The organism is Streptomyces sp. NPDC030165 (assembly GCF_055573595.1).
The window spans coordinates 300,343-315,500 of record NZ_JBVIBD010000007.1 but is presented as its reverse complement, the minus strand read 5'-3'; the positions used below and the strand labels follow the sequence as shown (position 1 = coordinate 315,500).

Below are 15,158 nucleotides of genomic sequence, written 5' to 3'. Positions count from 1 at the left end.
GCCCGTCGGCTCGGGGTACATCCGCACGGTGCCCACCCTCCGGTCGGGAGCACGCTCGGGTCCGTCGAGTGGACCGCCGCGGCTCGCTCGCTCCGCTCGCGCTCTTTCATGACGTAGCACTACTTCCGCAGCTCGATGACGGTCTTGCCGATGCGGATCGGGGCTCCCAGCGGAATCGGTGTCGGGGTCGTCAGTCGGGTCCGGTCGAGATACGTGCCGTTGGTGGACCCGAGATCCTCGACGATCCACTGGCCGTCACGGTCCGGGTAGATCCTGGCATGCCTGCTGGAGGCGTAATCGTCGTCCAGCACGATGGTGGAGTCGTGCGCGCGTCCCAGCGAGATGGTCTGGCCCTGGAGGGCGACGGTCGTACCCGTCAACGTGCCCTCGGAGACCACCAGCTTTGTGGGGGCACCGCGACGCTGACGGTTGTTGCCGCGGCCGCCTTCCTGGCGGCGCTGCTGCTGCGGTGGTGCGGCCTGCTGGCGCTGCTGCGGGCGCGCCTCCTGACCGCCGCGGCGGGCGGCGCCGCGCTGCGTGACCCGTGTGCCGAACAGGTCGCTGCGGATGACCTGGACGGCCACGATGACGAACAGCCACAGTACGGCGAGGAAACCCAACCGCATGACCGTGAGGGTCAGCTCTGACATTGCCCCCGCTTCACCCTTCGGCTTGCCGGTAAACGATGGTGGTACTGCCCACGACGATCCGCGAGCCGTCGCGGAGCGTAGCGCGGGTTGTGTGCTGCCCGTCTACCACGATGCCGTTGGTAGAACCCAGATCCTGGATGGTCGCCGGAGTTCCGACCCGGATCTCACAGTGCCGACGGGAGACTCCCGGGTCGTCGATCCGTACGTCGGCGTCGGTGCTGCGGCCGAGGACGAGCGTGGGCCGGGAGATCTGGTGGCGGTTGCCGTTGATCTCGATCCAGCGCCTGGTCTGCGAGCCGCGCTCCGCTCCGCCTCGGCTCTGGTACCAACCGTCGGAGGCCGAGCCCGGCTGTGGACCGGCGCCGGGCGGAGCCGACCGGGGGGCCGGCTGTGCGGCACCGGGCGGCGAGCTGGGCATGGGGGGCGGGCCCACATGACCGCCGGGACCGGACGGGCTGCTCCGGGGCGCGGTGGGGCGCTGGGCCGCGGCGGCGGCTCCCGGGTGCTCCTGGGACGTGCTGGACGCGAGGGTGCGGCTGCGGACGCGGTACAGGCCGGTGTCGAGGTCGTCGGCCTTCTCCAGGTGCACCTTGATCGGGCCCATGAAGGTGTAGCGCTGCTGCTTGGCGTAGTCGCGGACCATACCGGAGAGCTCGTCTCCGAGCTGGCCGCTGTACGGGCTGAGCCGCTCGTAGTCGGGGGTGCTCAGTTCGACGATGAAGTCGTTGGGGACGACCGTGCGGTCGCGGTTCCAGATGGTGGCGTTGTTGTCGCACTCGCGCTGGAGCGCGCCGGCGATCTCAACGGGCTGCACCTCGGACTTGAACACCTTGGCGAAGGTGCCGTTGACGAGACCTTCGAGACGCTGCTCGAAGCGCTTCAGTACTCCCACGGGGCACCTCCTTCCTCAGTCTTCGTCAGGTCGGTCTTCGACAGGGTCGTCCTGATACTGCTTACTGATCGTATCCACGCGCCGGGAAATCGGCTGGTTCCCCTTTCCCGCCGTGAGGACGAGTGTCGCCCCTCACAAGGTTGCTCACTGCTGCTTGCTGGTGCGTCACTCCGGCGTAACCGCGATGGGTCCGCGGTGCCGCCGTGGCGAAATTGCCGTGTCACCGGCCACCGGGACGGGCCCTGGCACCGCGATGGCTTCGCGATGAGACCGCGCCGGCGTTGCGATGGCACTGCGATCGTAGATGTGCCCCACTCACAGTGTCCCGCAACCGCCCGGTTCGCCGACCGGGTGGGGCAGCGGGGCGGGGCGGACGTGGGCGGGGAGGCGCGGGGCGGCGCGATCCGGTCGGAGGAGCCCCGGGCGAGGTCCCTCGGGTGGGGCAGTGGGGGACCGGACGCCGGCCGTGGCGGAGTGGCGGGAAGGCTCCCGGAGGCGGCCGCGGGCGGGCTCCGGAGAACGGATGTGAAGACACCCCTGACAGCGTGCTAGTGTTCTGCATGTCGCAAGGCGCTCGCACAAGAGCCGGACCGAACAGCCCGGATCACGTGAGAGAATCGAACGACACACCCAATGCGCGGGTGGCGGAATAGGCAGACGCGCTGGATTCAGGTTCCAGTGCCCGAAAGGGCGTGGGGGTTCAACTCCCCCCTCGCGCACAGATGAGACCCTCGGTCCGGGATTCCCGGACCGGGGGTCTTGCGTTGTGCCGGCGGCTTCTGCGGGCGGGCCCCGGCGGATTCCGGCCCGTCGTCCGAAAGAAGCGGTGAGGGCTACGTCACATCGGTGACGGCCGCGCTGAAGGCGCGAATACGCGCGGTCTCGCGGTCCTGGTGCCAGACGAGGCCGAGCGCGGAGTCCGGCAGACCGGTGACCGGTACGAAAGTGACGTCCCGGCGACCGTGGTAGTCCGCCGTGGGGCGGCAGAGCAGCATCGCGCCGCGTCCGGAGGCAGCCAGGGTCAGGCCTTCCTGGAGGGTGCGGACGCCGGGGCCGGGCGGGATGGGGCGGCCGCCGGGGGTGCTGGTGGGGGCCTGGGCGTAGCGCCAGTACTCGGGGGCGGGGCCTTCGACGGTGACGAGGGGTTCGTCGGCCAGGTCCTCGGCATCGACGGCCGCGCGGGAGGCGAGGGGGTGGCGTACGGAGACGGCGAGTGTCTGCTGCTGCTTGGAGAAGACGGGCCCCAGTACGAGACCGGGCTCTTCGACGGGCAGCAGGACGACGGCGGCGTCGACCTCCCCGCGCTGCACCGGGCCGAAGGGGTCCTGGAGCGGTATTTCGACGATCTGTGTGTCGCACCCGGGGTGGCGGGCGTGGAAGGTGTCGATGGCCTGCATGATGCGGTCGTCCGCGGTGCCCTGGAAGCCGATGCGCAGCCGGCCCTCGATGCCGCGGGCGGCGGCGACGGTGGCCTCGAACGTGCCGCGCAGGGCGTCGTAGGCGGGGCGGAGGCCGGCGAGGAAGTCCGCACCGAGGGGTGTGAGGCGTACGCGGCGGCTGGTGCGTTCGACGAGGCGGGCGCCGACGCGGTGTTCCAGGGCACGGACGAGCTGGCTGACGCGGCTCTGCGACACGTACAGGCGCGCGCCGGTGCGGCCGAAGTGCAGCTCCTCGGCCAGGACCAGGAAGCACTCCAGTTCACGGATCTCCAGGCCGCCGGAGGTGGCGGGCACGGAGGCCCGGTGCCGGGCCGGGGTGCTTCCGGATCGATGAGTCACGCTCATGGAAGCGTGAGGTGTTCGCCGTTGTTCCCGCCGGCGGCCGCGCGTTGGCTGGGGTGCATGACGACGATCGAGGAAACGGCGGGCCGCGACGGCGGGTTGCGGCCGGGCAGGGGCGCGGGGTGGCCCGCGGTGGGAGCGCTGGCGGCGGCCACGTTCACGGTGGTGACGTCGGAGATGCTGCCGGTGGGGCTGCTGACGCCCATCGGGGGCGCGTTGGGCGTCACGGACGGGACGGCCGGGCTGACGATCACGGTGACCGGTGTGGTCGCGGCACTGGGGGCGCCGGTGCTGACCCTGGCGGTGGGCCGGGCGGACCGGCGGACGGTGCTGTGCGGACTGATGGGGATGCTCGCGGCGGCGAACCTGCTGGCCGCGTGGTCGTCCGGCTTCGGGGTGATGCTGGCGGCGCGCGTGCTGGTCGGGCTGGGCATGGGCGGCGTGTGGGCGCTGGCGGCGGGGCTCGCGGTGCGGCTGGTGCCGTCGCGGTCGGTGGCCGCGGCGACATCGTTGATCTTCAGCGGGGTGGCCGCGGCGTCGGTGCTCGGGGTGCCGGCGGGCACGCTGACCGGGCAGATGGGCGGGTGGCGCGCGGCGTTCGTCGTGGTGGGCGGGTTGGCGGCGCTGGTCACCGTGGCGCTGGCCGTACTGCTGCCGCCGCTGCCGGCCGAGGGAGCCGTACGGCTGGGCGGGGTGCTGCGGCTGTTCCGCGACGCACGGGTGCGTACCGGGCTGGTCGTGGTGGCGCTCCTGGTGGGCGGGCACTTCGCCGCGTACACGTATGTGCGGCCGGTCCTGGAGGAGGTGTCCGGGGTCGGCCCCGGGGTGGTCGGCACGCTGCTGCTGGTGTACGGGGGCGCGGGTGTCGCGGGGAACTTCCTGGGTGGCGCGGGGGCGGGGCGGTCGCCGCGTGGCACGTTGGTGGTGATCAGCGCGGTGCTGGCCGGGGCGGTACTGCTGGTGCCCGTCCTGGGGGTGGGCGCGCCGGGAGCGGCGGCGCTGCTGGCGGTGTGGGGGCTGGCTTACGGAGGGGTGTCGGTCAGTACGCAGACGTGGCTGACGGCGGTGGCCCCGAAGGCGCGCGAGGCGGCGTCCGCACTGTTCGTGGCGGTGTTCAACGCGGCGATCGCGCTGGGCGCGTTCGGCGGGGGCCGGGTGGTGGACGGCTGGGGGATCACCGCCGTGCTGTGGGTCGGGGGTGCGCTGGCTGTGGGGGCGTTGGTTGCGGTGGGGGTGGGGCGGGGGCCGGGGGTGGGGGGTGTGTGAGGTGTTGCGTGGCGGATGTGAGGGCAGTCGTGCGGACTGTCGTGGGAAATCGGCCTGACGTGTGTGCTGCCGTACGGGACCGGCCTGACGTGTTGCCGCACGGACCGGCCTGACGTGTCGGCTGCCATCGGGAGCAGCCTGCTGTGGAAGCAGCGACTTTCGTCACGGCAGGGGACGACGAACGGTGACTGTGCGGGCAGGCGGGCCTTTCCTACGCTCAGAGCGTGAACATCACGGGGAATGCACAGGTGGCGGCCCGGGCGACGGCGGTCCGGGCCGCGGCCGGGCGGGTGTGGCGGCGCCTGGCCCGTCCGGAGCAGTGGCCGCCGTACCGCGTCGTCGGTGAATCGCTGCTGGCGCTGCTGCTGGGGCTGGTCTCGCTCGGCATGGAGAAGGTCAGCGGCACCGGCGACGTCAGTACGTGGCTGGTGACGGTGGCGGTGATGGTGCTCTCGCCGCTGCGCCGTGCCCTGCCCGGCACGGTTCTGATCTTCGCGGCGTCGCTGAGCTGGCTGTTCGTGGGGATATCGGTGCTGCTGATCGTGGCGGGCTGGTCGGCCGGGCGCCGGATCGCGGGGAGCGCGCGGGCGCTGGTGGTGTTCGCGGTGGCGCTGGTGCTGAGTATGGCGGTGCCCGTGATCCAGGACCTTCCCGTGGTGTCGCCGGAGAAGCTGATGATCCTGGCGGTGTCCTTCCTGGCGATAGTGGCCATGCCCGGTATCGCGAGCCGCTACTGGTCCCAGAACCGCACCCTGGTGGAGACCCTGCACGCCCAACGCACACAGCTGCTGCGGGAGAACGCGATGATCGCCCGCCAGACGCAGCTGCGCGAGCGGCAGCGCATCGCGCAGGACATGCACGACAGCCTGGGCCACCAGCTCACGCTGATCGCCGTGCACACGGGCGCGCTGGAGGTGGACTCCGAGCTCAACGGGCGGCAGCGGGAGGCCGTCGGCGTGCTGCGCGGAGCCTCGGTGGCGGCGATGCGCGAACTGCGCGAGGTCGTGGGGCTGCTCCGCGACGAGCACGAGGACGCGGTCGCGTCGCAGGCGGCGATCGGCGCGGGCACGGCCGCGGACGCGGGGCAGCGCGGGGTGGCCCAGGTGGACGCGCTGGTCGAGGCGTCGCGCGGTGCGGGGGCCCGAATATCCGTCTCCCGGTCGGGGGAGCCGCGTGCGCTGGCGCCGGCTGTCGACCGGGCCACATACCGCATCGTGCAGGAGGGCCTGACCAACGCGCACAAGCACGCGTCGGGGGCGCCGGTGACAGTGGCCCTGCGCTATGAGCCGGACTCGCTGCTGGTGGAGGTCGTCAACGGACCGGTGCCGCCGGACGCGGCCGGTGGTCCCGAGGTCAGCGGCGGCCAGGGGCTGACGGGGCTGCGGGAGCGGGCGCGGCTGGTCGGCGGCATGGTCCACAGCGGCCCGGTGCCGGACGGCGGATTCCGGCTCGCCGGGGTACTGCCGTACGGACCGGTGACGGTGGCGGCGACGGCCGCGGAGCCGATGCTGCCGGTGCCGGCGGCCGAACCGGTCGGGACGGTTGGTCCGGGCGGTCCGGGCGGCGGTTTCCCGGACGCCGGCCGTGGGCGCCCCGTGGTGCACACCGGCAAGGACGGCCGGCCGGTCATCGACTGGTCGCGGGTGTACGCGGCGCCGGACACGGCGATGTTCCGAGGGGAGGGGAGGCGCAGGGGGTTCGCCGTCGGGTGCGGTCTGGCGGCGGGCGTGGTCGTGGTCCTGGGGCTGCTGACCGCCTGGGGGACGGTCGAGATCTTCAAGGCGATAGAGGAGAGCTCGGTGTCGCCGAGCACGTACGGGCAGTTGAGGATCGGCTCGCCGGAGGCTGAGGTACGGGAGCGGCTGCCGACCGGGTCGTTCCTGAACAGCGGGCTGAACGACCAGGGGCCGGCGAAGCCGGCGGGCGCGCGCTGCGAGACGTTCACGTCCACGGAGTCGTCCGAGGGCTGGGAAGAGGAGCGTGCGTACCGGTTCTGTTTCAAGGACGGGAAGCTGATGGAGAAGCGGTCCTTCCTGGGGAAGGTCTGAGGGCGGCCGGACGGACCGGCGTGTGAATGGGGGGAAGATGGCGCTGTCCGTGGAAACAACCGACCGAGCCCGTGCGGGAGTCCGAGTGATCAGGGTGATCGTCGCTGACGACGAGCCGCTCATCAGGGCCGGTATCCGGATGATCCTCACCTCCGCCCGGGACATCGCGGTCGTGGCGGAGGCCGGCAACGGCAAGGAGGCGGTCGAGGCCGCGCGGGCCCACGGCGCGGACGTGGTGCTCCTGGACATCCAGATGCCGGTTATGGACGGTCTGACGGCGCTCGCCGAACTGCGCCGTGCGGCACCATCCGTACGGGCCCTGATCCTGACGACGTTCGGGGAGCGGGAGAACGTCCTGCGGGCGATGGGTGAGGGAAGCGCGGGCTTCCTGCTGAAGGACTCCGCGCCGGACGAGCTGATCCGAGCGGTACGCGCCGCGGCCGACGGCCACGCCTACATGTCGCCGGTGGCCACCCGGCATGTGGCCGATTCGCTGGTGGCGCAGAGCGGCGGCCCCGGTGGCGAGACCGGCGCCACCCGCACGGCCCGGCGTGCGGAGGAGGCCGGACGGCGGCTGTCCGTCCTGACGGAGCGGGAGATGGAGGTGTTGTCCCTGCTCGGCGAAGGGCTCTCCAACGCCGACGCGGGCGAGCGGATCCACATGAGCGAGGCGACGGTGAAGACGTACGTCAGCCGCATCCTGTCCAAGCTGGGCTGCGAGAACCGGGTACAGGCGGCGCTGCTCGCGCGCGATGCGGGGTCCGGGGCTGACCGGCACCGGACTGGCGGGTTTCCGGGGCCCGCCGGGCCAGCGGCGCCGTGCGGACAGCGTCGGCTGCGTGGGCGGTACGGGCTGCGCGCGCCGTACTGCGCGCGCAGCCGATGCTGCCCCGGCGGGTGCGGGTGCGGGTGCGGGTGCCGGTGCTGTGCGTCAGGCGGCGAGGCGTGCGGCGATTGCCTTGGCCTTGTCGGCGGCCTCCTGGAGGGCCTTGTCGCGGGAGGCCTCGTACAGCGGTATGAGGTCTGCCATCGCGGGGTTGCTGGGGGCCGCGGTCAGCTCGGGAACGATGAAGTCGACCTCCATGCCGAACATGGTGCCGAGCACGGCCTCCAGGTAGTTCTGGACGTAGTCGAAGCCTTCACGGGGCGTGCCCGGGGCGTACGAGCCGCCGCGGCTGGCAACGATGGTCACCGGCTTGCCCTTGAGCGAGGACTCCTCTCCGGTGACCCGGCCCATGATGATCACGTGGTCCAGCCATGCCTTCAGCGTGGAGGAGATCGTGAAGTTGTACATGGGGGCGCCGATGACGACCGCGTCCGCCTTCTCCAGCTCCTCGACCAGTTCGAGGCGTCGTGCGAAAGCGGTCTGCTGCTCAGGGGTGAGGGCGTCCGGCGCCCTGAAAGCGGCGGTGAAGCCCGGGGCATCCAGGTGCGGCAGGGGGGCGGCGGCGAGGTCGCGGTACACGACGGTGCTGCCCGGGTGCTGCTCCTCCCAGGCCTTGCGGAAGGCGGCGGTCACCGAGCGGGAGGCGGAGCCGTCGGTCTGGAAGAGGGAGGAGTCGAGGTGCAGAAGCGTGGCCATGATGCGGTCCTTCGGTCGTGGCCGACGCGCGGCCCGAGGATGAGTTCCGTACGTACCTATGTTTAGCACAGCAGCTTACTTTTTCGCAGCACCCAACGGGAAGGCAGTACTCTGGGTGCATGGTGGAACGTGGGGACGAGGCGTGCAGGCAGGTGGACACCGGGATGGCGCGGGTCTTCGCGCTGTTCGGCAAGCGGTGGACCGGCCTGATCGTGTCCGTCCTCCTCGGTGGCCCGGTGCACTTCGCCGAGCTGCGGCGGGCGGTCCCCGGAATCAGTGAGCGCATGCTCTCGGACCGGCTCACGGAGCTGTCCGCGGCCGGCCTCGTCGTACGGGAGGTCGACGGCGGTCCGCCGCTGCGCGTCTCGTACCGCCTGACCGAGGCAGGGCGGGCGCTCGACCCCGCGCTCAAGGAGCTGGCCCGGTGGTCGGAGATGTACCTCGCCGAGGGCGGGCAGTGTCCGGAACGCTTCCGGAAGTGAGCGGACGGGGTTCGGTACCCAGGTGTTCAGGGGGCGGGGCCGGCTGTGGAGCCCGGCTGTGTCGTGGCTCGGCCGTGTCGCGGCTCGGTCGTGTCGTGGCGGCTCAGCCGTGTCGTTCCTGCGCGGCGTTGTAGCGCAGCAGGTATGACGCGAAACGCTCCAGGTCCTCCTCTTCCCAGTCGGCGAGCCGCTGGTGGAACGCCTGGCGGCGGCTGGCGGTGACATTGGCCAGCATCTGCGCGCCCTTGGTGGTGGGGTGCAGCACCTGGACGCGGTGGTCGTCCGGGTCCACGCGGCGCTCCACGAAACCGAGCTTCTCCAGGGCGGAGATCTGTCGGCTGACCGTGGACTTGTCCAGGAGGTAGTGCGCGGCCAGGTCGGTCGCGCGGCACCCCTTCTGGTCGTCGAGGTGCGCCAGCAGCGTGTAGGAGACGAGCGAGAGCTCGGGGTGCATACGGGCGGCGGTGGCGCGTGCCCGGCGGGCGAACGCGGTCATCTCCTGCTGGATGGTCTCGACGGATTCGTCTCTGCGGGCCACGAGTGCTTGCCTTTCGTTGAAGTAGTTGTATAGTACAACGTGGAATGAGAGTTGTATAAGCCAACTACTCGATGCTGAGCGACTAGCTTGAGAAGGCACGACGCATGAGTTCGGTCCGACGTCCCGACCACCACCGCCCCGATCACCGAGCCGATCTGCGGCACGTTCTGACCCACCTGATCACCCCGTTGCTGATGTGCATCGGCATGGGCCTGGCCTACCTGGGGGCGTTCGCGCACCCGGAGCCGCACCACCTGCCCGTCGCCGTGGTCGGTTCGGGCCCCCAGACGCAGGTGCTCGCCCAGTCGATCAGCGACAAGGCGCACGGCGGCCTGGACGTACGCACGGTCGGCAGCCGGGACGAGGCCGCGGACCAGCTGAAGCACCAGGAGATCTTCGGCGCGTACGTGACCGACGCGCACGCTTCCGGCGGCGGTGCTCCGGCGGCTGCCTCGGCGGTCAAGGGCGGCGGGGCCAAGGCCGCGCCCGAGCTGATGGTCGCGACGGCCGGTTCCGACACCACGGCGTCCGTGGTGCAGAAGGTCTTCACGCCCGTAGCGGCCCAGCAGGGCGCGCCGCTCAAGGTCACCGATGTCGCTCCGCCCGCCGAGGACGACCCGACGGGCCAGGGCCTCTTCTTCCTGATGGTCGCCATCAGCATCGGCTCGTACGCCTCGGTCGCGGTGATCGGCGGCGCCGGAGCCGTCCTGCCGATCCGGCTGCGCGCGGCGCTGGCGGTCGGTACCTCCTTCGTGGTCAGCATCCTCGGGACGCTCTTCGCCGGGCCGGTCTTCCACCTGGTCGACCACGGGCTGTGGGGGCTGTGGAGCATGGCGTGGCTGTACTCGGCGGGCATTCTGCTGATCGGCACCGGGCTGCACACGTTCCTCAAGCGCTGGACCACGCTGGGCGTCATGGCGCTGTTCGTGATGCTCAACTTCACTTCTGCGGGAGGCGTCTTCCGCCCCGAGTTGCAGAACGGTTTCTTCGCCTCTCTCCACGCATTCTGGAACGGCGCCGGCTTCGTCGAGGGCACCCGCAGCCACGTCTACTTCGACGGCAACGGGCTGGCCGGACACGTCTGGACGCTGGTGCTGTGGCTGGTCGTGGGATTCGTGATGATCGGCGTGGCGTCCCTGGCCGAGACACGCAGGCGGCGCGCAGCGGCGGCCGCGGCACAGAACGCGACGGCCGTGGCCGCGGCCGCGGTGGCCGCCACGGTGCCGGAGCGCCGACCCGCCCACGCGGCGACGGCCGACGACAGCAGGAGCGTGGAGCAGGCCGAGGAGGCCGAGGAGGAGATGGAAGAGGCGGTCGGAGCCTGAGCAGGAGGCATCCGGCCGGATGCCGCACCCCCTCAGCAACCTCAATAACCTCATCACCCTCCCCCTTCACCCTCTCCGACTCTGTCACGCAGAGTTATCCACAGGCCCTGCCGCGAGGCGGGGCCTGTCTGTACCGTCGTGAACACGCGGCGGAGACAACGTCCCGGCGGCCGGCGGCAGACCACCGGTTTCCGCGGATGTTCCGACGCGGCCGGACGACGGGGCCCGGGGCGGGCATGGGCACGGAGGGGGAGGTGGCGGCGATGACGCGATTGCCGTACGTAGCGGGGTTCGCGAAGCCGGACGCGCGGGGACCCGCGCCGAAGGCGGTCGGCAAGGCGCTCCGGGAGCGGGCACCGCGCTCCGCGCATGGCCGGTTCACGCCGGAGGCCGGGCGTCCGGACGCGGTCACGACGGTCGAGGAGTCCAACGTCGGCCGTCTCCCGGAACTGGTGCCCATACGGGTCGGGCGGATGGCCGCCAGCCCCTTCGCGTTCCTCCGCGGATCCGCCGGCCTGATGGCCTACGACTTGATGACCACCCCGATGACCGGCATCGGCGCGCAGATATGCGGTGACGCGCACGCGGCCAACTTCGGCCTCTACGGTGACGCCCGCGGCAGACTCGTGATGGATCTCAACGACTTCGACGAGACGCTGTACGGGCCCTGGGAGTGGGACTTGAAGCGGCTCGCGGCCTCACTGGTGCTGGCCGGCCGGGAGGCCGGGGCGAGTGAGGAGCAGTGCCGGGAGGCGGCACGGGACGCGGTCGGCGCATACCGACGCACGATGCGGTTGCTGGCGGGCATGTCGGCCGCCGACGCCTGGAACGCGATAGCCGACGAGGAACTGGTCTCCCACGCGGACGCCCGCGACCTGCTGGGAACGTTGGAACGGGTGGTGGCCAAGGCCCGGAAGAACACCAGCGCGCGGTTCGCGGCGAAGTCGACGGAGGAGATACCCGGCGGCGGCAGGAGGTTCGTGGACGCCCCGCCGGTGCTGCGGCGAATACCGGACGCAGAAGCTGCTGCAGTCGTCGCCTCACTCGCCGATTACCTGAACACGCTGCCGGAGGACCGGCTCCCGCTGCTGGCCAGGTACGAGGTGCAGGACGTGGCGTTCCGGGTGGTGGGCACGGGGAGCGTGGGCCTGCGCTCGTACGTCGTCCTGCTGCTGGACCACCGCGGCGAGCCACTGGTGCTCCAGGTGAAGGAGGCGAGGAGCTCGGCGCTGACGCCGTACGCGGAAAAAGCCGGTTTCCCGGCACCGGCAGTCGCACACGAGGGCCGACGCATCGTCCTCGGACAGCGGCACATGCAAGTGGTGAGCGACAGCCTGCTGGGCTGGACGACGGTGCACGAGCCGCGGGCGGGGAGCGGGCGTGATGCGGGTGAGCAGGAGGGGGTGGGTAGGGGTGAGCCGCGGGTGGGGGTGTGGTCCGAGGCGCGGTCGGTAGGGGCTGGGGGCCGGGGAGGGGAGCTGGCCGGGGGACGGGCTGAGGGGCGGGGGGAGGGGGCGGGGAGGCCCTACCAGGTGCGGCAGTTCCGGAACCGTAAAGGCAGCGTCGACCCGGCCGCCCTGGTCGGCGATCAGATCGATGACTACGCGCGGATGACGGGCGCGTTGCTGGCCCGGGCTCATGCGCACAGTGCTGATCCGCGCGTGGTGGCGGGGTACTGCGGCAAGGGCGCCGCGTTGGACGAGGCGCTGGCCGATTTCGCGGTGGCTTATGCGGATCGTACGGAGGCGGATCACGCGGAGTTGGTCGCGGCGATCAGGAAGGGGCGGATAGCCGCGGAGACGGGAGTCTGAGCGGGGCCGTGCCGGGCCGTAGGGTGGCCGGGTGACGAACTCGCAGGCGGAGAACGCGCAGGACGGCCAGGACGCACACGCTGACCCTGGGGGCGCGGGCCATGCGGCCTACGCATCTCAGGGGGGACACCCGGCTCAGGACGGCCACGCCGAGTACGCCCAGGGCTCGGCTCACGCGCAGGGTGGCTCGGAGCACACCCACGGTGGTGCGGCCCACGTGCAGGGTGGCTCGGACCACGCCCACGAGGGCTCGGCCCACATCCATGGTGGCTCCGCCCCGGCCCAGGCTGGCTCGACCCATCCCCAGGGCGGCTCGGAGCAGTCGCCGGGGGACGACGGTTCGGGTGGGGTTTCGACGGGGCGGTTGGCGCGGGCGGTGGAGGCTGCCGAGCAGGCGTTGATCGAGTTCGAGATCGCGGTGGAGACCTTTCGGGTGGAGGTGGAGAACTTCTCCCGGCTGCACCATCAGCGCCTTGGGCCCATGTACTCGCGGCTGGACGAGCTGGACGCCCAGATCGCCGAGGCCATCGCAGCTCGTACGGGTGACCCCGAGGACGTACGCAAGGCCCGGGAGGCGCGGGCGGCGGTGCTGCCGATGCCCGATGTCGAGGAGCTCTTCCACGGGTGGATGGGGTCCGAGGGGCTGTATCCGGAGGCCGAGGCGATGCTCAACGAGCAGTCGGTCCGGCCGCCGCAGAAGGTGCGGCCGAGCGAGGAGGCCCGCCGGGTCTACCGTGACCTGGTGCGCAAGGCCCATCCCGACCTGGCGCGCGACGAGGCGGAACGTGGCCGCAGGGACGCGTTCATCGCGCGGGTCAATGCCGCGTACGGAGCCGGGGACGCGGCTGCGCTGCGCGAGCTGGCCCGTGAATGGGAGGCCGGGCCGGCGCCGCAGGAGCAGCGGCCGAGCGAGAGTGAGGAGCTCTACGCGCGGCTGGAGTGGCTGGCGGCGCGCAAGGAGATGCTCGCGGCGGTCGCCGCCGAGCTGGAGGAGAGCGCGATCGGCGCGATGATCAAGATGGCGCCCGAGGACCCGGACGCACTGCTGGAGGAGATCGCCGAGAAGCTGCTCGCGGATGTCGCCGAACGTGAGGCGTACCTGGCGCAGCTGGTCGGGTAGCGTCGGGGCCATGCACTTTGGTTCTCTGCCCACGGTCAAGGTCGACGCACTGACGTCCGAGGACTTCCTCCTGGACGTACGGGAGCACGACGAGTGGGAGGCGGGGCACGCCGAGGGCGCGCTGCACATCCCGATGAGCGAGTTCGTCGGCCGGTACGGCGAGTTGACGGAGCAGGCGCCCGACGGCGGCAAGGTTTACGTGCTGTGCCGGGTCGGCGGCCGGTCCGCGCAGGTCGCCCAGTACCTGATCCAGCAGGGCATCGACGCGGTGAACGTCGCCGGTGGCATGCAGGCCTGGGAGGCCGCCGGCCGCCCGGTGAAGAACAGCAAGGGCGAGCCGGGCGCGGTCGTCTGACAGCGGTCGTCCGACCCGCAGTGATCGCCTCCCGCGGTGATCGCCACTGCGCAGTGATTGCCACCGCGCAGTGTTTGCCTGACCGCAGTGATTGTCCAACCGCGGTGATCGCCTGGCCTGCAGCGGTTATCTGCGCCACCGCGGCCGCCTGACCTGCAGTGTTCGGCCGGGCGCTCAGCCGAGGGCGTGGGCGGCCAGCAGGTCGCCCAGGGCCTCTTCGTGTGCGGCGGCCGGGCCGAGGGAGAGTTCGAGCTGTTTGGCCCAGGCGTGGTAGCGGTGCAGTGCGTAGTCCGTGTCCGCGCCGAAGCCGCCGTGCAGGTGCTGTGCGGTCTGTACGACGCGGCGTACGCCCTCCGAGGCCCAGATCTTGGCCACCGCCACATCTCCTGCCGGTGGCAGCGCACCGTTTGCCTCGCTGCTGATGCGCCATGCGGCCTGCCAGAGGGTGGCTTCCATGGCCCGCAGGTCGATGTAGCGGTCGGCGGCTTGGACGGCGACGGCCTGGAAGGTGGCGACGGGGAAGCCGAACTGTTCGCGCTTCGCCGTGTAGGCGCTGGTCATGGCCAGTACGGCTTGACCGAGGCCGAGTGCCAGTGCGCACGTGCCGGTGGTGAGGACGTTGCGCAGCCACTCCCAGGCACCGGGGTCGGTGATGACCTCTTCGGTGCGGATCCGTACGGACTCCAGGTGGACTTCTGCGTGGCGTTCGCCGTTGGTGGAGATCTGGTCGTGAAGGCGGACGCCGTCCTGGATGCGGGGTACGAGGGCGAGTACGGCGGTTCCGTCGCCGGTGTGGGCGGGGACGAGGATGCGGTCGGCGCTCTGCGCCCAGGGTACGGCGGTGTGCAGGCCGTCGAGGACCCAGTCGGAGTCATCGCGGCGGGCGGCGACGGCGAGTTCGGCGGGGTCGTGGCCGGTGCGTCCGGCGGCGGCGACGGTGAAGACCAGTTCGCCGCGTCCGGTCCGGGGAAGCACATCGGCGCGCAGCGCATCGGTGGCGTACGTCTGGACCGCGAGGGCCGCGGCGCTGTTCTCCAGCAGCGGTACGCGGGCCAGCACCTTGGCGGACTCGCGCAGCACCAGGCAGAGCGCGATCGGGTCCAGCCCCGCTCCGCCGTACTCGGGGGCGAGCAGCAGGCTCAGCAGGTCGGCGTCGGCCAGCTTGCGCCACAGGGGGCGGTCGAAGTCGTCGGCCACCGCTCCGGCGGTGAGCGCGGGGCTCGGCACGCTGTCGGGGACGACGTTCGCGAAGACGGCCTCGGCCGCCTCGACGGCCGCCTGCTGCTCCTCGGTGAAGGTGAAGTCCAC

The 15,158-nt window shown here is 71.6% G+C and carries 13 protein-coding genes, 1 tRNA gene and 1 pseudogene; 9 read left to right on the top strand and 6 right to left on the bottom strand.

From position 1 onward, the window contains the following. Window positions 1–119: 119 nt before the first annotated feature. Together ACZ4Z1_RS16420 and ACZ4Z1_RS16415 are read right to left on the bottom strand one after the other, a co-directional pair. Window positions 120–650, bottom strand: coding sequence for an FHA domain-containing protein FhaB/FipA (locus ACZ4Z1_RS16420; protein WP_468487278.1), 531 nt, complete (start codon window positions 648–650; stop codon window positions 120–122). A 10-nt stretch (window positions 651–660) separates the two neighbouring features. Continuing rightward, window positions 661–1,542, bottom strand: coding sequence for an FhaA domain-containing protein (locus tag ACZ4Z1_RS16415; protein WP_468487277.1), 882 nt, complete (start codon window positions 1,540–1,542; stop codon window positions 661–663). Between the two features lie 635 nt (window positions 1,543–2,177). Here ACZ4Z1_RS16415 and ACZ4Z1_RS16410 point away from each other — a divergent pair. Next, window positions 2,178–2,261, top strand: a tRNA-Leu gene (locus ACZ4Z1_RS16410). Between the two features lie 114 nt (window positions 2,262–2,375). On the opposite strand, the gene ACZ4Z1_RS16405 is transcribed toward ACZ4Z1_RS16410, so the two are convergent. After that, window positions 2,376–3,275 (bottom strand): LysR family transcriptional regulator, encoded by a 900-nt coding sequence (locus ACZ4Z1_RS16405; RefSeq protein ID WP_468487327.1) that lies wholly within the window; start codon window positions 3,273–3,275, stop codon window positions 2,376–2,378. Window positions 3,276–3,383: 108 nt separating this feature from the next. Here ACZ4Z1_RS16405 and ACZ4Z1_RS16400 point away from each other — a divergent pair, with 108 nt between their 5' ends. The 3 genes and pseudogenes from ACZ4Z1_RS16400 to ACZ4Z1_RS16390 all read left to right on the top strand — a co-directional run. After that, window positions 3,384–4,589 (top strand): MFS transporter, encoded by a 1,206-nt coding sequence (locus tag ACZ4Z1_RS16400; RefSeq protein ID WP_468487276.1) that lies wholly within the window; start codon window positions 3,384–3,386, stop codon window positions 4,587–4,589. Window positions 4,590–4,813: 224 nt separating this feature from the next. Next, window positions 4,814–6,637 carry a sensor histidine kinase gene (locus tag ACZ4Z1_RS16395; protein WP_468487275.1) on the top strand — a complete coding sequence of 608 codons (1,824 nt, stop codon included), beginning with the start codon at window positions 4,814–4,816 and terminating at the stop codon, window positions 6,635–6,637. Between the two features lie 85 nt (window positions 6,638–6,722). Next, window positions 6,723–7,403, top strand: a pseudogene (locus ACZ4Z1_RS16390) (response regulator transcription factor); the annotation flags it as partial. Window positions 7,404–7,568: 165 nt separating this feature from the next. Here the strand turns inward: ACZ4Z1_RS16390 and ACZ4Z1_RS16385 are convergent. After that, window positions 7,569–8,219 carry an FMN-dependent NADH-azoreductase gene (locus ACZ4Z1_RS16385; RefSeq protein ID WP_468487274.1) on the bottom strand — a complete coding sequence of 217 codons (651 nt, stop codon included), beginning with the start codon at window positions 8,217–8,219 and terminating at the stop codon, window positions 7,569–7,571. Between the two features lie 119 nt (window positions 8,220–8,338). Here ACZ4Z1_RS16385 and ACZ4Z1_RS16380 point away from each other — a divergent pair, with 119 nt between their 5' ends. Further along, window positions 8,339–8,701, top strand: coding sequence for a winged helix-turn-helix transcriptional regulator (locus ACZ4Z1_RS16380; protein ID WP_468487273.1), 363 nt, complete (start codon window positions 8,339–8,341; stop codon window positions 8,699–8,701). A 103-nt stretch (window positions 8,702–8,804) separates the two neighbouring features. Here the strand turns inward: ACZ4Z1_RS16380 and ACZ4Z1_RS16375 are convergent, their stop codons facing one another. After that, window positions 8,805–9,239 (bottom strand): MarR family winged helix-turn-helix transcriptional regulator, encoded by a 435-nt coding sequence (locus ACZ4Z1_RS16375; RefSeq protein WP_468487272.1) that lies wholly within the window; start codon window positions 9,237–9,239, stop codon window positions 8,805–8,807. Between the two features lie 104 nt (window positions 9,240–9,343). Here ACZ4Z1_RS16375 and ACZ4Z1_RS16370 point away from each other — a divergent pair, with 104 nt between their 5' ends. From ACZ4Z1_RS16370 to ACZ4Z1_RS16355, 4 genes are all read left to right on the top strand, one after another. Beyond that, complete coding sequence (locus ACZ4Z1_RS16370; RefSeq protein ID WP_468487271.1) at window positions 9,344–10,564, top strand: ABC transporter permease; 1,221 nt, start codon at window positions 9,344–9,346, stop codon at window positions 10,562–10,564. A gap of 263 nt (window positions 10,565–10,827) precedes the next feature. Then, window positions 10,828–12,375 carry a DUF2252 domain-containing protein gene (locus ACZ4Z1_RS16365; protein ID WP_468487270.1) on the top strand — a complete coding sequence of 516 codons (1,548 nt, stop codon included), beginning with the start codon at window positions 10,828–10,830 and terminating at the stop codon, window positions 12,373–12,375. Window positions 12,376–12,406: 31 nt separating this feature from the next. Beyond that, complete coding sequence (locus tag ACZ4Z1_RS16360; RefSeq protein ID WP_468487269.1) at window positions 12,407–13,495, top strand: J domain-containing protein; 1,089 nt, start codon at window positions 12,407–12,409, stop codon at window positions 13,493–13,495. A 10-nt stretch (window positions 13,496–13,505) separates the two neighbouring features. Then, window positions 13,506–13,850: a rhodanese-like domain-containing protein gene (locus tag ACZ4Z1_RS16355; RefSeq protein WP_468487268.1), complete on the top strand. Its 345-nt coding sequence runs from the start codon at window positions 13,506–13,508 to the stop codon at window positions 13,848–13,850. Window positions 13,851–14,024: 174 nt separating this feature from the next. Here ACZ4Z1_RS16355 and ACZ4Z1_RS16350 read toward each other — a convergent pair whose 3' ends face one another. Beyond that, window positions 14,025–15,158: an acyl-CoA dehydrogenase family protein gene (locus ACZ4Z1_RS16350; protein ID WP_468487267.1), complete on the bottom strand. Its 1,134-nt coding sequence runs from the start codon at window positions 15,156–15,158 to the stop codon at window positions 14,025–14,027.

Excerpts from the sequence above, each read along its gene's own strand:
- ACZ4Z1_RS16400 (WP_468487276.1), top strand. The coding sequence starts at position 3,384 with ATGACGACGATCGAGGAAACGGCGGGCCGCGACGGCGGGTTGCGGCCG.
- ACZ4Z1_RS16380 (WP_468487273.1), top strand. The coding sequence starts at position 8,339 with ATGGTGGAACGTGGGGACGAGGCGTGCAGGCAGGTGGACACCGGGATG.
- ACZ4Z1_RS16355 (WP_468487268.1), top strand. The coding sequence starts at position 13,506 with ATGCACTTTGGTTCTCTGCCCACGGTCAAGGTCGACGCACTGACGTCC.
- ACZ4Z1_RS16370 (WP_468487271.1), top strand. The coding sequence starts at position 9,344 with ATGAGTTCGGTCCGACGTCCCGACCACCACCGCCCCGATCACCGAGCC.
- ACZ4Z1_RS16420 (WP_468487278.1), bottom strand. The coding sequence starts at position 650 with ATGTCAGAGCTGACCCTCACGGTCATGCGGTTGGGTTTCCTCGCCGTA.
- ACZ4Z1_RS16365 (WP_468487270.1), top strand. The coding sequence starts at position 10,828 with ATGACGCGATTGCCGTACGTAGCGGGGTTCGCGAAGCCGGACGCGCGG.
- ACZ4Z1_RS16385 (WP_468487274.1), bottom strand. The coding sequence starts at position 8,219 with ATGGCCACGCTTCTGCACCTCGACTCCTCCCTCTTCCAGACCGACGGC.